18 protein-coding genes and 1 pseudogene are annotated in these 18,265 nt (G+C 43.3%); 4 read left to right on the top strand and 15 right to left on the bottom strand.

Annotation, left to right across the window (positions count from 1 at the left end; translation table 11 throughout):
• Positions 1 to 286: 286 nt before the first annotated feature.
• The 7 genes from F6K37_RS13795 to F6K37_RS13765 all read right to left on the bottom strand — a co-directional run bounded on the left by F6K37_RS13795 (position 287) and on the right by F6K37_RS13765 (position 6,051).
• The gene (locus F6K37_RS13795) at positions 287 to 616 is read right to left on the bottom strand and encodes a hypothetical protein (protein ID WP_071986944.1); all 330 of its coding nucleotides are present in this window, start codon (positions 614 to 616) and stop codon (positions 287 to 289) included.
• A gap of 101 nt (positions 617 to 717) precedes the next feature.
• Positions 718 to 1,455, bottom strand: a complete 738-nt coding sequence (locus tag F6K37_RS13790; RefSeq protein ID WP_008188395.1) for an alpha/beta fold hydrolase — start codon at positions 1,453 to 1,455, stop codon at positions 718 to 720.
• 419 nt (positions 1,456 to 1,874) lie between these two features.
• The gene (gene fldA, locus F6K37_RS13785) at positions 1,875 to 2,390 is read right to left on the bottom strand and encodes a flavodoxin FldA (RefSeq protein WP_008188393.1); all 516 of its coding nucleotides are present in this window, start codon (positions 2,388 to 2,390) and stop codon (positions 1,875 to 1,877) included.
• A 270-nt stretch (positions 2,391 to 2,660) separates the two neighbouring features.
• Positions 2,661 to 2,849 carry a hypothetical protein gene (locus tag F6K37_RS13780; protein WP_287250772.1) on the bottom strand — a complete coding sequence of 63 codons (189 nt, stop codon included), beginning with the start codon at positions 2,847 to 2,849 and terminating at the stop codon, positions 2,661 to 2,663.
• Positions 2,850 to 2,961: 112 nt separating this feature from the next.
• Entirely contained in the window at positions 2,962 to 3,102 is a 141-nt protein-coding gene (locus F6K37_RS13775; RefSeq protein WP_154659918.1) for a hypothetical protein, read from the bottom strand.
• 310 nt (positions 3,103 to 3,412) lie between these two features.
• The gene (locus F6K37_RS13770) at positions 3,413 to 4,915 is read right to left on the bottom strand and encodes a chlorophyll a/b binding light-harvesting protein (protein ID WP_287250770.1); all 1,503 of its coding nucleotides are present in this window, start codon (positions 4,913 to 4,915) and stop codon (positions 3,413 to 3,415) included.
• Positions 4,916 to 5,010: 95 nt separating this feature from the next.
• Positions 5,011 to 6,051 (bottom strand): chlorophyll a/b binding light-harvesting protein, encoded by a 1,041-nt coding sequence (locus F6K37_RS13765; protein WP_008185420.1) that lies wholly within the window; start codon positions 6,049 to 6,051, stop codon positions 5,011 to 5,013.
• A gap of 104 nt (positions 6,052 to 6,155) precedes the next feature.
• Here F6K37_RS13765 and F6K37_RS13760 point away from each other — a divergent pair, with 104 nt between their 5' ends.
• The 4 genes from F6K37_RS13760 (at position 6,156) to F6K37_RS13745 (ending at position 8,243) form a co-directional block, all read left to right on the top strand.
• On the top strand, positions 6,156 to 6,356 hold the full coding sequence (locus F6K37_RS13760) for a hypothetical protein (RefSeq protein WP_008185418.1): 201 nt from the start codon (positions 6,156 to 6,158) through the stop codon (positions 6,354 to 6,356).
• Between the two features lie 63 nt (positions 6,357 to 6,419).
• The gene (locus F6K37_RS13755) at positions 6,420 to 7,613 is read left to right on the top strand and encodes an RNA-guided endonuclease InsQ/TnpB family protein (RefSeq protein ID WP_008185416.1); all 1,194 of its coding nucleotides are present in this window, start codon (positions 6,420 to 6,422) and stop codon (positions 7,611 to 7,613) included.
• Between the two features lie 58 nt (positions 7,614 to 7,671).
• Positions 7,672 to 7,986 carry a Crp/Fnr family transcriptional regulator gene (locus F6K37_RS13750; RefSeq protein WP_052308449.1) on the top strand — a complete coding sequence of 105 codons (315 nt, stop codon included), beginning with the start codon at positions 7,672 to 7,674 and terminating at the stop codon, positions 7,984 to 7,986.
• Between the two features lie 68 nt (positions 7,987 to 8,054).
• On the top strand, positions 8,055 to 8,243 hold the full coding sequence (locus F6K37_RS13745) for a hypothetical protein (protein WP_131826997.1): 189 nt from the start codon (positions 8,055 to 8,057) through the stop codon (positions 8,241 to 8,243).
• Here the strand turns inward: F6K37_RS13745 and F6K37_RS13740 are convergent.
• The 8 genes and pseudogenes from F6K37_RS13740 to F6K37_RS13700 all read right to left on the bottom strand — a co-directional run.
• A complete protein-coding gene (locus F6K37_RS13740) occupies positions 8,209 to 8,802 on the bottom strand; it encodes a glutathione S-transferase family protein (protein ID WP_008185414.1) in 594 nt (197 codons plus the stop codon). The genes F6K37_RS13745 and F6K37_RS13740 overlap by 35 nt on opposite strands.
• A gap of 193 nt (positions 8,803 to 8,995) precedes the next feature.
• Positions 8,996 to 10,954, bottom strand: a complete 1,959-nt coding sequence (locus tag F6K37_RS13735; RefSeq protein ID WP_287250775.1) for an aspartate kinase — start codon at positions 10,952 to 10,954, stop codon at positions 8,996 to 8,998.
• A gap of 268 nt (positions 10,955 to 11,222) precedes the next feature.
• Positions 11,223 to 12,053, bottom strand: a complete 831-nt coding sequence (locus tag F6K37_RS13730; protein WP_008185409.1) for a DUF3050 domain-containing protein — start codon at positions 12,051 to 12,053, stop codon at positions 11,223 to 11,225.
• Between the two features lie 370 nt (positions 12,054 to 12,423).
• Positions 12,424 to 13,626 carry a 4-hydroxybenzoate 3-monooxygenase gene (locus F6K37_RS13725; RefSeq protein ID WP_008185407.1) on the bottom strand — a complete coding sequence of 401 codons (1,203 nt, stop codon included), beginning with the start codon at positions 13,624 to 13,626 and terminating at the stop codon, positions 12,424 to 12,426.
• A 327-nt stretch (positions 13,627 to 13,953) separates the two neighbouring features.
• Positions 13,954 to 14,397, bottom strand: a pseudogene (locus tag F6K37_RS45500) (carboxymuconolactone decarboxylase family protein).
• A gap of 54 nt (positions 14,398 to 14,451) precedes the next feature.
• Entirely contained in the window at positions 14,452 to 15,078 is a 627-nt protein-coding gene (locus F6K37_RS13710) for an FMN-dependent NADH-azoreductase (protein WP_502709644.1), read from the bottom strand.
• 477 nt (positions 15,079 to 15,555) lie between these two features.
• The gene (locus tag F6K37_RS13705; RefSeq protein ID WP_287250759.1) at positions 15,556 to 16,575 is read right to left on the bottom strand and encodes a methyltransferase; all 1,020 of its coding nucleotides are present in this window, start codon (positions 16,573 to 16,575) and stop codon (positions 15,556 to 15,558) included.
• A 57-nt stretch (positions 16,576 to 16,632) separates the two neighbouring features.
• Positions 16,633 to 18,265 (bottom strand): class I adenylate-forming enzyme family protein (locus F6K37_RS13700; protein ID WP_287250757.1); only part of this gene is annotated, 1,633 nt, incomplete at its 5' end.

Here is an 18,265-nt window from a genome sequence, read left to right as displayed (position 1 = left end):
AGTACCACCCACAACGGATGTCGTCTGCCGTCAGTAGTACGAAAATCCCTTACTTCACCGAGTCTTTCAATCAAAGAAGAGCTCATTGTTTTGATTATCTTACAACATTCTCTTAGTATATGGGCTTAATGAGGGAATGAAACAGCCCTGGGGCTAGGGGGGCGAAATCAACTTAACGACGTAAATCCTGTGATAACTGATAGCTGATAGCTTACCGAACTTGCACCTCAAGTAGCGTGGCCTACGGCCAATCGCCTTTGGCGCGCCAGAGCCGAACGCATTATCGTCACACAACTTTAGACGTAGCTTGATGACTACACTTACACCGTCGTGAGTTAACTCTAGCAGGATTGAGAGTTGCCTCATAGTCATAACAATTGATTGCTTCTTCTGTTAGCGCCTTTGAGGGATGTACTGTACATTTGAGGCGATAATCTCCAGTAAAAAAGGCGCAGCGACTACAGGGAATTTGATGCAATTGTCTCAGATGAGCGACACCGTCTCGAAACGTCGCCCGAATTCGCCATAAAGCTATTCCGATTAATGTCCAAGCAGCTATGCAGCACAGAAACGTTGCCAAATGTTGAATAACCTGAGAAATAAGTATCTGGAACATGGTTAACTACTAACTAATAGGATTTCAATTTATGGATGCTACAGATAGTTTAAGTATTCAGCCATCAGCTATCAGCTGATGGCTGATAGCTGAATGCTTACCTAAGTACTAATTGCTAATGGCTCAGGGACTGGTGATGATAGGGATTCCCAAAACCGGATGATTTGCCGTCCTACTCGATTGGGATGGAAATAGTGGCAAAAGTGACCTCCTTCCGGATATTCCCATAAGCGATCGCATTCTTTTAACCAAGGTTTCCATCCTTGCAAAGCATTAGAATCAACAATAATGTCATCCTTGCAACCACATACCATTAATGGCACTTGCACTGCTGTTGGTGGTACACTAACCCGTTTATATAGGGAGTGAGGAGAGGGAGAATAAGCTAAATCTTGCTCTAGGATGGTTACTAAACCTTTAGTGATATGGTGATTGTGATGACCAAAGAGGCTCTTAACCATTTGGGTAAGCAACACTTGGCGAGTGCAGGGTAAAAGTTGGAGCTGCACATAGTAGTGGGCTTGCCAGTCAACTGCGGGATTAACACCTACTGATAATAGAGTTAAAGACTGGACTTTTTCAGGATATTTACGGCTATAGAGTAGTCCTACCAAACCAGCAGTGCTGTGGCCCACCAGATGGATAGGATGATCGCAGGTTTTGAGATAGTCATGAAGTAAGGTAAGGGCGATATCAAGAGAAGTTGGTTCATCTTGGTTTTGGCGATACTCCCACTGGCCAACTCGCTTTTGTTTAGACAAATAACGAATTAAAGGCTGATCAAAACGTAGAAAACTTGGACTAACATTCAACCAAAGGATATCAGGCAGAGTAGACATATAGCAAAGGGAGTAGGGAGTAGGGAGTAGGTATCAAAAATTATCACAATTACTAAACGGATACCTATAGCAATTTTTTAATCACAAATCTTCAATAGGGGTGAAGCAATTTTTTATCTGTTGGCAAGTCATTAATGTTGACCGTTAACGATCAACTGTCAGTGGTCAATAGTCAACGATCAACGTAGCTAGCTTTATAAAAGAGAGACGGTTTTCAGGTGTAAGCATTCAGCTATCAGCTATCAGCTATCAGCTATGAGCCAAAGGCCTATGGCCAGGCTACGGTAACAGTTTATGCCCATAGCGCACACTACTTGAGCTGCTTTTGAATAAAATAAGCACCTCAAGCAGCGTGAGCCAAAAGCTCACGGCTGACGGCTGATGGCTGAATGCTTACCAGCTTACAACGGTTGTAAAAACTAAACTCCAAACTCTTGTTTGAGTTGCGCTACCCAAGTTTTTATCCGTTTTTCAGTCAGTTCAGACTGGTTATCGTCATCCAGGGCAAGACCAATAAACTTACCATTTTTGAGAGCTTTTGATTCATTAAAGTCGTACTCTTCAGTCTTCGGCCACTGTCCAACGGTGGTACCCCCCAATTCGGAAATTTTGGCTTCTAGAATACCAATGGCATCCATAAAATTATCAGGATAGCCCTCCTGGTCTCCAGTCCCAAAATAGGCAACTTTCTTACCACTGAAGTTGATATTATCTAACTCTTCAAAGTAGCCATCCCAGTCAGCTTGTAATTCCCCAATATCCCAAGTAGGACAGCCGATGATGAGATTTTCGTACTTTTCAAAATCGCTATTTTCAGCCTCTTCTATTTTATGTATAGTGACGACATCATCACCGCCAAGTCCTGTTTGAATTTCCTCAGCTGCCGCCTCGGTTTTACCGGTTTGAGAGCCGACGAAAAGACCAATTTTTGACATTTTTATTTACTCCTGATTGATTAGGTGCGCTTTCCGTTGGCGAATTAAATTCGCCACGGGTCGCACCTGTTGATTAGATGGTGTAAGAGGAGCATATCAATTTTGTTAATTCCTGATTTCGATCCCCCTAAATCCCCCTTAATAAGGGGGACTTTTGAATCTAATTCCCCCCTTTTTTAAGGGGGGCTAGGGGGGATCTATGTACAGAATTACAAAGATGACATGCTCCTTGGTGTAAGCAATCAGCGATAAGGTATTTTTAATCAGCCTTTAGTTAAAGACAAAGTACTCTTTAACTAAATGCCTAAGTTTGATTTGATTAAAAATCTTGCTTAGTGCTGATCGCTGAATACTTACTAGATGGTTGAGAAACTGGGGTTGCTTAATAATGGAATGATTGTAAGAGTTTTTTAGAATGGGCATCAGGCGTGGAACTGGCATCTTGTGTAGAACTGGCATCTTGCCAGTTTCATGCTTATTTTCGCGCGGGCAGGATGCCCACTCTACTTATATTCATTCGAAGATTCAGCAACGCCGAGAAACTAAGTAGTATGCTTGCTGTGCTTAGTGGTTAGCCAGGTAGTACAGAAGCAGTTACGTCTTCGATATCCCCACAGGATACTGACTCAGTCAGTATGGTTTCCTCCAGCATTGGCATCTGTTGCCGACAGTGGCAGCAATACCAGTAAATGCTAGTGGCAGGTGGAGACATCCATCTAGGTTATGGCATCCATCTTTATGAACGCCCTCTAGGTCGTTTCAAGTTTATCACTAAAATTTATCAATAAACTGAGACCAAAAGGAGGGCATATTGTCTGTTCCAATAGTTTCGGTCAAGGTTGCATTTAACCTGGCTGTCACTATGGGACGGATGAACCGTTAGTTATATCTAAGCTAGGGAAAAGAAATAATGGGGTTAGGGTTGACATGGCTTCCTAGCCCCAGACAGCTCCTGTTTTAAGAAGCCTATAGAATGCTCCATCAATTACCTTAGCATTTGTTGAAACTTTTTAGCAACTAATTTAACCCATCAATCCCTGAATCATACTGAAGTTATTGACCAGCAGATAGGCAAAAATCGCTCCTCCAGCGCCACCAACTAGAAAAGCTCCAGCAAACTGACTCCATCCGTCAGCAGTTTGGATAGTTTCTGGTACCTCGGGTACCCTAGTAACGAATGTGGGTCGAGGTACAGTTTGTAGCTCTTTCTTAAAGGTGACTGTACCGTAGATTGATAGGCCGATGGTCGCGATGACAATCAGAGCAATGGCTGCTGTTACACCAGCTAAGTTTGCCGTCTGTGAATCCCGCAACGGTCCTAATTTGGCAAACGGACCAAAGATAAAATACCCATGAGCCATGCCAATTTCTAGACCCCTGGACAGGGGAGAAAGACCGGGACGGTAAATAGGTAGGTTTTTGAGGAAGTTAAGGCTAATATCTGAGGAGTTTATTGGGGTTGCCAAGTCACCAACTTGGGGATTACTCCGAGGGATAATCAGCTCACCTTTTTTGAAGTCAAAACCAGCTTCTGCTCCTCGCGCCCGGATAGCATGCCAGATATGACCGAACAGAAACAACACGGCAAAGACAAAGTGGAATGCTGCCAACCAACCGCGAGCAGACACGATGCCATCACTGGCTTCTAAAGTCCCTACTGGACCATAGAACACTTCCGGATAAACGGTGTCATTGACCATGACAAAGTAGGCGGCAAAAATTCCCATGTAGGCGAGCGCCCCTAAGCTATAGGAGAGATAAGCTTCCCCGGAATAAACCAAAACCTCACGTGCCCAGTTAAATGGCTTAGTCAAGATGTGCCAGAAACCACCAGCAATGCAGATCGAACCAATCCAGATGTGACCGCCAACCACATCTTCTAAATTATTCACGGCTGCCATGCCTTCTGAACCGGATGCACCAATTAAGTAGCCAAAAATTTTGACAGGGCTAAGGGTGGGATCGGTAATCACTCGTACATTGCCACCGCCACTCGCCCAGGGGTCAAATAGTCCACCCCAAAACATGGCTTTAGCTACCAAGAGCCAAGCACCAACCCCCAAAAGGATTAGGTGAATCCCGATAATGGTGGTCATCTTGTCGGAGTCTTCCCAGTCATAGCCAAAGAAACCAGCAAAGGTGCTATCTTTGGTTAATTTATCTGGGGTAAGCAGGGAATGGTAAAGTCCTCCAGCTGCCAGCACTGCTGAGGAAATCAAATGCAAGACCCCAACCACAAAATAGGGATAGGTGTCGATAATTTGACCACCAGACCCAACACCCAACCCTAAGGAAGCCAGGTGGGGCAACAAGATTAATCCCTGGTCATACATCGGCACGTCAGGGGTGTAGCGAGATAGTTCAAACAGGGTCATTGCTCCCGCCCACAGGACTATCAAACCAGCATGGGCAATATGAGCGCCTAGCAACTTACCGGATAATTCAATAAAACGAGCATTACCAGCCCACCAGCCTACTTTTGAGATTTGGCCTTGCTTGGGACTATCAGCAATTACTGCTGTCATTGATGTACCTCTTTGAGAATTATTTGCATTTTGATTTGGTCAATAAAATGCCATTATATCGACACTTTATTAGAATTAATTGCATTAAGCTGAATTTAGGTAGTAGCTTCTGAAGCTACTACCTTACCCCGGCCAAAATCAAAGCCAGCTGCTCGCAAAGCATGCCAAATATGACCTTGGAGGAAGAAAAACCCAAGGAAGAAGTGAGCATTAGCTAACCAACTCCGGCAAGAAGGGAAGCTAGAGTTAGGATCGGCAAAGTAGGGGAAAACACCCAGCTTAATTGATAAGGCAGGACCATAGAAAACTTCTGGGTAGACTACGGTGTTAACAGCGCAGAAGTACGCGGCGATAAACCCCATCAGCGCTAAAGCGCCCAAGCTGTAAGAAAGATAGGCTTCTCCAGACCAAATAAAAAGACCGCGCGTCCATTCAGATGGCTGAGTCTTGATGTGCCAAAAGCCACCGCCAATACACAGCAAACCAACCCAAATATGACCACCAACTACATCTTCTAGGTTACTCACTCCAGCAATCCAGTTCTTGCCCACAGTACCAAACAGATAGCCGAAAATCACTGCTGGATTGAGAGTAGGGTTATTAATCACTCGCACATTCTCCACTGCTGGATCGTACAACCCCCCAAAAGCGATCGCTTTAGCCACCAGTAGAAAAGCTCCAAATCCCAGTAGAATCAGGTGAATGCCGATGATAGTGGTCATTTTGTCACCATCTGCCCAGCTATACCCAAAGAAGCCAGACTGTTCTTCCAAAGTTTCCGGACCACGGAGGGCGTGGAAGATACCACCAAAGCCGAGAAATGCTGAAGAGATCAGGTGCAAAACACCAATCACAAAGTAGGGGTAAGTATCGACTATAGCTCCCCCAGCACCAACGCCCCAGCCTTGAGCTGCTAAGTGGGGCAGCAGGATTAAGCCTTGTTCGTACATGGGTTTGGCAGGATTGAAGCAGGATAGTTCAAACAGGGTTATTGCTCCAGCCCAGAAGACGATTAGACCAGCATGGGCAACATGAGCCCCCAATAATTTCCCGGATAACTCCGTCAGGCGAGCGTTACCTGCCCACCAACCATACTCTCCCTCTACTAATCGGGAACTCTCAGCAGTGTTTGCCACTATCTACACCTCCTAGGCTCAGTATTGCAAAATATATTCAATAGCTACTTGGAATAGCTTACACTACTGCTTAAGTGAAATGAAAGCTATTTTTATTAAGAATCATGACAATTCCCAGATTTGGTAAGGCATCAGAGCAATCGTTAGTGAATCAGAACCCTGTCACCACTAGGTTCAAGCCATCTGTTCATCTCTTTAAGCGCCGTGACTTGATTGCTCTAGAACCTGATCAACTATGGGTAGTTCAACAGGGTGTGGTTAAAAGCTTGACCAAAAATTTTGGGTCAATAGCCCCGTCCTTCTAGGACGGGGCTATTGACAGTCTTTTTATTTTGAGTTATAGTTTACGTAGAGTTTTTTCACGTCAAATGATCGTCTTAGAGTTCAAAGTCAAAGGGAATAAAACTCAATATACCGCCATCGACGATGCGATAAGGACGGGTCAATTTGTACGCAATAAGTGTCTCCGATACTGGATGGACAATAAAGGCGTAGGACAAAAAGACCTATATCGCTATAACACATGGCTCAGAGCTGAGTTTTCTTTTGTCAAAGACTTGAACTCCCATGCCTGCCAGGCTTCCGTGGAACGAGCTTATAATTCGATTTCGAGGTTCTATAGTAACTGCAATAAGCAAATTCCTGGAAAGAAAGGTTATCCCAAGTTCAAGAAGTTTTCCAGATCAGTTGAATACAAAACATCTGGCTGGAAGCTTTCCCCTGATGCCAAGTCAATTTCATTTATTGATAAAAAAGGTATAGGAAAACTAAAACTCAAGGGAACTTGGGACTTGTGGCGTTACGACCAAAAGCTGATTAAGCGAGTTAGGCTAGTTCGTCGCGCGGATGGTTATTATGTTCAATTCTGCGTAAAAGTCAATGTAGAAGAACCTTTAGAACCCTCTCATTCCAATATTGGTTTAGATGTGGGATTAAAGGAATTTTACACCGATTCTAGAGGCGGTACAGAACCTAACCCAAGATTTTATCGTAAGGGAGAGAAGCGTTTAAAGTTTTATCAACGCAGAGTTTCTCGCAAAAAGAAAGGCTCTTCCAATCGCAAAAAAGCCATTAATAGACTAGGTAGGACACACCTCAAAATAAGTAGGCAGCGTGAAGAACACGCCAAGAGACTGGCGGGTTGCGTAATCCACTCTAACGATGTGGTCGCTTACGAAGACTTGAGGGTTAAAAACCTAGTTAAAAACCATTGTCTTGCCAAATCTATTAATGATGCAGGTTGGTATCAATTTAGAAAGTGGCTAGAGCATTTTGGGCAAAAGTTTGGCAGGCAAACAGTAGCTGTCAATCCTGCCTATACCAGTCAAAAATGCTCTAATTGTGGCGAAGTTGTCAAAAAATCTTTATCAACCAGAACCCACGTCTGTGAGTGTGGCTGTGAATTAGACCGCGACCACAATGCTGCGATCAATATTCTAAAAAGAGCCTTAGGTACGGTGGGGCACACCGGAACTTGGGTCATAGACCCCAACGCTCATGGAGAATCGACCTCTACTCTTCCTGATTCCGGTCTGGTTGAGCAAGTTGGCTCGTTGAAGTGAGAATCCCCGTTCTTATAGGACGGGGAGTGTCAATAGGGTTAAAGCGCAATGTCTGTCTTTGTCTCAGTCTTACCGCTTATCCGAGGCTATTGTTTGCCATCTGCGACAGACAGAAGAGTTGCTGTCTATCATTAGAACACCAAGAGTCTCTCAGCGTTTGCAACAGTTTTTGAGTTGGTTAGCCCGGAAGTTTGGTCGTCCCGTATGTAGTGGGCAACTGATTGATATACCAGTGACCCATCAAGAACTAGCTGAGATGATTGGTACCACACGAGTAACCATCACCAGGCTGATCAAGCAGTTTGAGGAAGAAGGGATAATCAGTCGTCCTCGTCGATACTGTATTGTGTTGCGCGATTGTTCTGAAATATAAATGAAAATGCTATCAATGGCGCTAGATTCATCATACTACCTGAAAAGGATACCGCTAGCGCCAGTGACGTGATTCAGTTAGGGGCTGATGGTGGGGACGAAATTATGGGATTGACCGTAGGCCACACTAAGGGATTGACCGTAGGTAACGCTAAGGGATTGACTGTAGGTCACGCTACGGGATTGACTGTAGGTCACGCTATGGGATTGACCGTAGGCCACGCTACGCGATCGCAATGTAGCCTGGTAATTGTTTAATCCGCTCCATCCAAGACACCACATTGGGGTAAGCATCTAGAGAAATCTTAGCGTCTGGTGAGAGACTAACATAGGGGAAGCAAGCAATATCGGCAATTGTGGGGTGATCCAGTTCCAGCCATGCCCGATCACTGAGGTGGTTGTCGAGCAATGTCAGGATAGTTGCCGACTTTTGTGTTGCTACCTCGATGTTAACGGTTTTTACATTAAACTTGTAATAAAGTCTGGCAAACTCTGGACCCTGGCGAATCTCTCCTGCAGTTGTAGATAGCCAGCGCATCACTCGACTCATGGCTTCAGCTTCCAAAGGCAGCCAGTCTTCGCTACCATAGCGCCGTGCTAGATAGACTAAAATAGCTTGGGCATCCTGAAAGACTAAATCTCCATCGGTGAGAACTGGCACTTGTCCGAAGGAATTCAATTCCAGAAACTCGGGAGATTTGTGTTCACCATTGTCCAGGTCAACCCAGACAGTCTCATGTTCTAACCCAAGTAGTGAAAGCATTAGCCGCACTTTGTAGCAATTGCCAGATAGCTGGTAATCATAAAGTTTGATCATGATTTTATTGTCCTAATTTTTGCCTAATTTTTGCCTAATTTTTGCCTGATTTTTTGAAGTATAGCACTACCAATTAAGGTGTTTGACATTGATAAAAGCTGAAACGCTGTTTTATTGAACTTTTGCCTTTTGCCTCTTGCCTAAAGCCCTTGCGCGTAGCGCTATAATTGTGTCCGACTAATTAGCGTGCTGATTAACCTGCGTAGGTCGGCTTTGCTGGTGTAGCCAAACCCTTGGGGGTTTGGGCATAGTTTTTAACCACCGGGATGCTCCCCTTATGCACTGCATTTAAAGCCTTAACTCCTTCTTCTTGAGCAACCACACAACTAATTTTAGTGTCCGAACTTGTAATCATCTGAATAGTTATTTGCTGTTGTGCTAATGCCTCAAAAAACTGAGCCACAACCAGGGGTTGTGCCACCATACCACCCCCAACTAGACTAACTTTAGCGATGTCTGTATCCACTATAATCTCCCCACAAGCAATACTTAGTGCTAAAGCTTTTAAAGCCATGGATGCTGCTTCAGCATCAGCTTGGGCCACCGTAAACGCAATATCACAAGTGGGGATACCATTAAGCCTCTGACAGCGTTGAGACTGAATAATCATATCAACACTAATATTTTCCTGTGCCAGTTGTCCAAAGAGTTTTGCTGCCATTCCCGGTTGATCTCGGACATGGCGAATTGTGATACAAGCTTGGTTGAGATCAAGAACAGCACCGCATACTGGGGATGGGCTTGAATCGGTAGAAAACTCCTGAATTGAATCAGGTCCGAGCACTACAGAACGATCAATCTCAAAAGCCTGACACAGAGCAGCAACAGCGCGATCGCATACCTCAGCATTAATCACACAGGTGATCTTCAACTCAGAGGTAGAAATCATCTCAATATTAACTCCCGCCTCTGCTAGAGTAGAGAACATTTTAGCTGCAACCCCAGGACGCCCAATCATACCAGTCCCAGTAATTGCCACTGTTGCCATGTTCTGCTCTACCATCATTTCTACCTCTGCAGAAGTAATCAGCTCTTGAGACATCTTCGAAAAGTATTTTTCTGATAGTGTTTGGATCAATTCTTGTCCACTGTTCCCTGTTCCCTGTTCCCTGTTCCCGACTTCTGCAAGAAGTCTTTTGAGTTTAGTTTCACTCACTGCAGCTCCTAAAGTCTCACCTTGTTCAAAACCTCTGTTCACTACCGTCAACGCAATATCCTTAGCATCGTCCTCCTGAATTGACTGAATAATCAGATTAACATCCAGATTGTCACGAGCAATCTCACCAAATAACTTTGCCACTACCCCTAAACGATCCCGCCCTTGCCATCGGGCTACTTTTACCTGATTTGTCTCCAATTCCACCCCATATACTGCCTTGTTAATCTCCAAGCCTTTCAGAGAACGAGGTTTAGCTATCGGAGAAATTATCCTAGTTCCTGGTGCATTGTTCCAGCTTGAACGTACAACCAAAGGTACGCCATAATTGCGAGCAATCTCTACCGCCCTAGGATGTAGCACCTTTGCCCCTAAACTGGCTAACTCTAGCATTTCATCACAAGTAATTTCTGGGATTAATTGTGCCTCTGGTACAATCCGAGGATCAGTTGTAAAAATGCCTGGAACATCAGTATAAATTTCACACAAATTTGCTTTTAAAGCAGCCCCTAACGCCACAGCTGATATATCTGAACCGCCACGTCCTAGAGTAGTAATTTCAAAATTATCACCACTGCTCATACCCTGAAATCCAGCTACAACTACCACTGTTCCTTGATTGAGATAGTGCTGAATTCGCTTTGGCTGAATTTCCAAAATCCTGGCACGACCGTGTTCAGCATCAGTGATAATTCCTACTTGTGCCCCAGTTAAAGAAATAGCCGGTTGTCCCAATTCCTGCAAGGCCATACTCAGCAAAGCAATTGATACTTGTTCTCCAGTAGACAGAAGCATATCCATCTCCCGGCGACTGGGATTAGTCGAAACTGCCTTCGATAAACTGAGCAAGTCATCAGTGGTTTTACCCATCGCCGAAACCACTACCACCACATTATTATTATTTTGGACTGTTTGCTTCACCCGCTGGGCAACTGCTTTAATTCTTTCAACTGATCCAACCGAAGTACCACCATACTTTTGGATAATTAGCATTATCTAGCCTCAGATAAAGTATTAATTTTAAATTGAAGTTAATTAAAAATTAAATAGTGATCATTTTTGTTGCTTTAGCAATGGCTAATCGAAGGATTTAATCTGAAAATAGGATTAAGATAAACAAGTAACAGGAAACTTCTGGGGAACAGTATGAAAGAGCGATTGAGCCCTATAATACCACGGAATTTCGATGACCCTTCCCTGTTCCCTGTTCCCTGTTCCCTAAAAACCCAGAACTTTGTACCTCACTAAATTGCAAACCGCCGTATTACATCTCAAGCAGCGCTATATCATTCTCTTTGTTGAGCTGAATCAACTCAGCTACACCATCCCATAGAGCATAGCGTGCTTTGAGAGCATTCTCAGCAGAATTGAAAGCTTGCTCCCATTTCACAGGATCATCACCACAAAGATTTTTTAAGAGTTTTTTACCCATCGGAACATGCTGATCCTCATCCAGAAAATTATGCCTGTCTAGATAGAGACGCAAAGAATCCCAAGTAAATCCATAGAGACTATCTAAAGTAGCAATAACCTGTCTGAACATAGCAGGAATGATATCTTCTCGACCTAGTAGAAAAGCGGCAGCTACTTCATGGGTTGACTTAGTCGTAGTTTCCAACGTGAATTTAACAAACGTTTTGGTTAATTCAGGTATCGAAATAGAAGCTAGAGTTTGGTTAGCTGGAATACCTTTTCTAAGAGAAGAGATAAACGTTTTAATTGGATTAGTATCAGCACCTATCTCTGTCATAGCCACCAGATAGAGATCATAGTGACTGATGTAATTTCCTGGTGAGACTTCATCAGTCTCTTCAGCTAAAACAATCTCATTCACCATCCTGGCAGAATTAATATCTGTTGGTGGCACCCAAGGTACATCCAAGCAAGTGACTCGGTGTTGAAGAGTCTTAATCAGAGACATAAAATCCCAAACAGCAAACACGTGAGACTCCATAAATATCTGTAGAGATACCAAGTCATTTAACTGTTGGTAAAGGGGGTGGTTTATCAGAGCCATACGGCTTGGTTTAAGTTGTTCTTCCAGCTGAGTGTAATAGTCGAAACTCTTATAATTTTGCATTTCGATAATCTTCATGATTTGTCTCCTTAATAACCTATAGAGTTGTTTAATTTTGTGAGGCACAAAGTCCTCGGTTTTAGGGAACAGGAAACAGGGAGGTGTATCTCACTTTTGTAAATTTTGCGTAGGGTGCGTTAGGGGTGGGCTCGCCCTGATTTTCTGCCTCTTCGCCACCATTGAAATAGCCCACCCCGTAACGCACCACCGAGTCAAACAGCTTTTAGGAGATGCACCCGAACAGGGAAGATAGAAGAGGGAATAGCAAGGAAATTGCATCAAGACAGGAAAAAAATTCTGTGTACCTCTCAGATAGGGCTCTTTAATGAATTGTGATAATTTTGTTCCCTAATCCCTACTCCCTACTCCCTACTCCCTATTCCCTTTCCTAGATAATACCGACATAATTTCTGGCAAAATCCCTAGCAAATGTCACCGATGTAGACAATTGCTTCAATTTCGATTCACTCAACTTATTGAAGAAACGGACATTGTCTACATCCTTCTCTTCAGACTTATGGAGCATATGCAACATCGAACAAGAGAATTCTTGAGCACGCCAAATATAGGGCAAACGAACTTCCGAGTAGCGTTTTAGGTAAGACATATCCCGTTTTTCCTGGTAGTAACTTACCAATACTTCTCCGAGAACACCCGCATCCTGTACCGCCAGATTTAAACCTTTCCCACCGCAAGGTGTAATAATGTGACCCGCATCACCAGCTATCAACAACCGTTGGTACTGTAACGGTTCCATAACATAACTGCGCATGGATAAAATCCGCTTGTCAAAGATTTCCCCTTCTTTCAACCTCCATTCTTTTTTCGCCAGACGCTTTGCCAAGGTACTCCAGATCCGTTGATCAGGCCAATTTTTAAGCTCATCATCAAGTGAAACTTGTAAGTAATAACGAGAAATCTTGGCATTGCGCGGCATGTGAGCTCCAAAGCCATCATGATCCAAGCCATAGATGACATGTTTTGCAGAAGGTGGTGCGTAAGCTAAAATTGCCAGCCAGCCGTAGGGATGCTGTTTTGTGTAGATGTCTACCGCTCCGTCTGGAATTGATTGGCGCGAGAGTCCATGATACCCATCACACCCTGCTACAAAATCAGCATGAATCGTGATCGTGGTGTCACCATCCTTGTCGTAACACTCAACAATGACGCCGTCATCGGTTTGAGTAATTTTTTTCCCCTCATGGCGTAACAGTAACTTACCACCTGCATCCAGATATCTTTGGATCAGATCGTCATTGAGATCGCTTTGGGGATAAATGTAATGGACATCCCCATCAGCTAACTTTCCGTAATCAAAGACAACGCTGTAATCAGGGTAACGAAATTCACAGGTATCATGGGTATACCCCTTTTGGAAAATTGTATCCGCTAGACCATGTTTTTTGAGTAGGTCAACTGTCGTGCTTTCCAGGACACCTGCACGCGCCCTCGTATATATTTCCTCGCGGTTGTATCTATCCGCAATGATACAATCAATCCCATTTTGTAGCAGGATATTACCAACTACAATGCCAGCTGGACCTGAACCTAAAATACAAACTGATGTTTTCAATGCTGTACTATTAGTCATGGTTTAAGCTACCTCTTTAGTTAGATTTGAATAAAAGGAAAGCAAATTTTATTAACAAACACCTTCTGTAAGCAGTCAGCGGTAAGCAGTCAGCGGTCAGCATTCAGCAGTCAGCGGTCAGCTTAAAATAAACTTCTTTGGCCATAGGCTGATAGCTGATAGCTGATAGCTGATAGCTGATAGCTGATAGCTGATAGCTGATAGCTGATAGCTGATAGCTGATAGCTGATAGCTGATAGCTGATAGCTAATAGCTGATAGCTGATAGCTGATAGCTGATAGCTGATAGCTGATAGCTAATAGCTGATAGCTGATAGCTTACGACCCTCTAATAAATACCTGGAATCATTTTTGTAGTAATAGCAATACGATTCCAACCATTGATCGTGACAATAGCCATCAAAAGTTTAGCTATTTCAGTTTCTGAAAAATAGCGACTTACCTCTTCATAAACTGAATTCGGTACCTGATTCTCTGAAATCAGCGTCACTGCTTCAGTTAGCTCTAATACAGCTCGCTCTTCTGGGCTAAAAAATGGCGTTTATTGCCAAGCATTTAGGGCATATATCCGTTGTTCTGTTTCTCCATTAATTCTGGCTTCTTTTGTATGCATATCGATACAAAAAGCACATTTATTGATTTGAGAAGCACGAATTTTTATCAACTTAATTAGTGTTTTTTCTAAGCCACTTTTATTCACATAGTTTTCCAAGGAGTTCATGGCTAGATAAGCTGCTGGTTCAACTTTCTTTAGTTCCAATCTTGTTTCCATTTCCATACCTCAATTGGTTGGTGAAATTACAAAAATATTTGACCTTTGACGTGATTACCACGTTCCTACTGCTTTCTCAAGCTCAGCACGGGCATTGGCCAAAGATTGCTGACGGGCTTCTTCCCCTAAATCTAGTTTCTCGGCATGAATAAAGGTGATATCTGTAATGCCAATCACTCCAAATATAGCCCGTAAAAAAGGTTCATGATAATCGTAATCAGCACTAGGGGTTCCTGGAGAAAAACTACCGCCACGAGCTGTAAAAATTAGCATTTTCTTTCCCTTAGGAACTAAGCCCCGATATTGACCAGGTTCGTCAAAGGTAAAGGTGCGATTAAATCGAACAATTTGATCGATATATGCTTTGAAGGTAGATGGAACATTGAAGTTGTACATGGGAATGCCGAAAACATAGCGATCGGCTGCTAGCAATTCATCCACCAAAGTATCTGATACTTTAATTGTCTCTACTAATTCAGGGGTGCGTTTTTCGGGAGGACAAAATGCTGCAGCAATCCACTTTTCATCAACATGGGGGACAGGATTATGACCTAAATCTCGATAGCTGACAGTGTCGTCTGGATAGAAAGACTTCCAAGTTTGAATAAACCGATTAGACAATTGCCGCGAAATAGAGCGATCGCCACGGGGACTAGCATCAATGTGAAGAATATGGGTCATAATTAAGTTGAAGGTTGTTTGCCTGTTTGGTTGTTTGGTTGTTTGGTTGGAGCTTGAAGGTTGAAGGTTGTTTGGTTGAAAGTTGAAAGTTGAAAGTTGAAAGTTGAACGCGAACGCGTGGCCTTTTGGCCAAGGTTTAAGGTGGTTTGGTGGTTTGGTGGTTTGGTTGAACGCGAACGCGTGGCCTTTTGGCCAAGGTTGTTTGCCTTTGGCGTTCGGTGAAGGGTAGGTTGAAGGTTGAACGCGAACGCGTGGCCTTTTGGCCAAGGTTCAGAATATAACCTTTAACCTGGTAACCTGTAACCTTGACCTTTCGGTCACGCTACGCGAACAACCTGATAACCAGCTAACCTTCAACCTGCTAACCTGCTAACCTTCAACCAGCTAACCTTCAACCAGCTAACCTTGACCTTTCGGTCACGCTACGCGAACAACCTGCTAACCTGCTAACCTGTAACCGCGTCACCTGTAATTGGATTATTTTATGCCTACTGCCATTGAGTAAGCTCCTACAAGAGGTTTAGTGTAAGTGTCTTTGAATCCTACTTTGTCCATCCAAGCACAGCAGTCTGCTCCTGTGTAGTCGAAACCCCCAAAGGTCTCGATCAGCATATTTAGGCTCATCAGTAACCCAAACTTGTTCTGGCAGCGCTGATCGTCAATTAGTGCGTCGTAGACAATCAATGCCCCACCGGTCGGGAGTGCTTCGTAGGCTTTGGTAATTAACAGGTGCTTTTGTTCTAGATTCCAGTCATGCAGGATTTGTCCCATCACCAAAACATCAGCACTAGGCAGCATATCCTGGAAAAAGTCACCACCATGGAAGTGTAATCGCTGGCTAAGTCCTCTCGAAGCAACATATTCCTCGTAAATTGGGCGAACCACTGGCAAGTCGAACCCACCTCCTTGTAAATGGTCGTGACTTAGGGCAACGGTTACTGGTAACTGCCCTTGAGCGGTACCGATATCGATAAAGGTCTGGAACTTCTCCCATGGAAATTTTTCAGCGATCGCCTTAGCTACTCCCATACTGACTCCAGACATCGCTTCCAGAAAGAGTTTTAGGCGGGCAGGGTCCTGGTAAAGAGTCCCGAAGAAATCTTCTCCATTTTTGGCTTCATTCTGGGGTTGACCGCTCCGTAACCCTTCTGTTAATGAACCCCAAAATCGATAGAGACGGGTGTTGTACATCTCTAGGTAACCACCGATATAGGAAGGCTTGGAGCGGTCAAGAAACAAATCACTTTCAGGAGTGTTACTGTAACCGTTATCAGAGCATTCTAACACTTTTAAGGCAACTAGTGCATCCAAAAAATCTCGCGCGCTACGGGGATGAAGTCCTAGTTTTGCAGTCAATTCAGCAGCAGTCATAGAACTCTGAGCCAGTTCAGTAAATACTCCCAGTTCCACTGCACTTAAGAATGTCTTAGATGCTGAAAAAGCAAACCCCAATTCCAGTAGTTTATCCGGTACCAGCTGTTTAGTAACCGCTTGCATTGACTAGTCTCCTTCTAGTTTTATTTAGTAAAAAATGTTGAGTTAGTTATAAACAATCTAAGACCTAACTGGAACTTTGTTTTGCTGTGCATAAGCAAAATCATGAAGCCCTTTACCCTCTAAGTTATGCTCAGCACAAATTAGGATATCCTGATATTGTTCGCGAAGCTTCCTTTTGAGGACTTTTCCTGTTGAACCTACAGGAAGATTACTGACGATTTGTAAAAAAGACAAGGGTTCAAACTTGTTATCCACTAGCTGCTTATTGATAGCAGTAATCAGAGCTGATGCTATAATATTTCCTGGCGCTTTAAGCTTGATAAAAGCAACCAATCCATCGAAGCCTTTTTCCTTAGGTACACCAATTATTGTACAATCAGCAACAGCTGAGTTGTTCTTCAAAATTAATTCCTCGATGGGTAAGGTATTGACTAAGCCACTAGCGCACTTAATAGCATCAACCGCACGATCCACGTGAAAAAATTTATTCTCCTGATCATAATAAGCCAAATCCCCACTAATCCAGTACCCTTGTTTATAACTTTTGAGGGTGCGGTTAGAATCATTCCAATAGCCTGGTGTAATAGTTGGAGATTTAATACCCAGGAAACCTACCTGATAGGGTGGCAGTAGATTTCCCTCCTCATCTAATACTACAGCTTTTACAAAACTGCGTGGCTTACCCATATATCGATTATACAAGCTTGTCTGGCGACTAGAGACTTTATTAAACAAAGCCATGCCGAGTTCTGAAGCACCTAGACCATCAATAAAGACTGATTTAGAATTCCCAGCATTTACCAGAGTCCTGATATGAGCTTCATGGGCAGCATCGCCCGTATTAATCCACATTTTTACAGAACTCAATTGGTCTTTTTCTAAAGCCTGGGAAGCCATGTCGGCATAGGTTTGTGGAAAAGCTGCTACTATAGTCGCTTTAAGTTCTTTAGCTTGAGTAATAGCATTATTTCCAGATAAATCTGACAAAACCATAGTGGGTAACCCCAGTAATGTTACTGTCATAAAGTAGCTAATTCCAGCCGAATGTGAACTAGGTAAGGCAAACAAAAACTTATCGGATTGACTAGCTGGAAAATTTAGCAGCCGAATGCGTTTGCCAAAGAAAAACTGTTGATGCCCAAATATTACTGGCTTAGGCTTTCCAGTAGTACCAGAGGAATGACAGATCATAATTGGATGAGAATCTGTAGGAGAATATGGATACCACTGGGGAAGCTGTATCTCTGAGCTCTGAACAGCTGTATTGTTGATATCTGTGGCAATAAACTTTAATAAGTCATTAGTTTTGAGGTAGCCACTAATAGTATCCAGGTGCTTCTGATCAGAATATAAACCAATGGCACCAACACGACTGATAAAGTCAGCAGCAATATCAGCATCCATACGACCGTTTACCAAAACTGGAATAGCACCGAGGTTGTTTAGTGCTAAGTAATGGATAAAGTAACCGATTCCATCGTCTAAATAGATAGCAACAGGATCATTCTCACGAACGCCAGATTTCCTGTACCAAGAGGCATAGTTATCAACAACATCTTTTAAGGAAGATAAACTAAAACTGTTGATGGTCTCTCCTGTGAATGTTTTAAAAGGTTTTTCTAAAAACAAAAAATCATTGTTTTGATAAGGGTTATTAGTAACAGAGTACTGGATAAAGTTACCACATCCA

This window comes from Moorena sp. SIO4E2, assembly GCF_010671945.1.
Lineage (GTDB): Bacteria > Cyanobacteriota > Cyanobacteriia > Cyanobacteriales > Coleofasciculaceae > Moorena > Moorena producens.
This window is presented reverse-complemented; position numbering and strand designations above follow the sequence as displayed.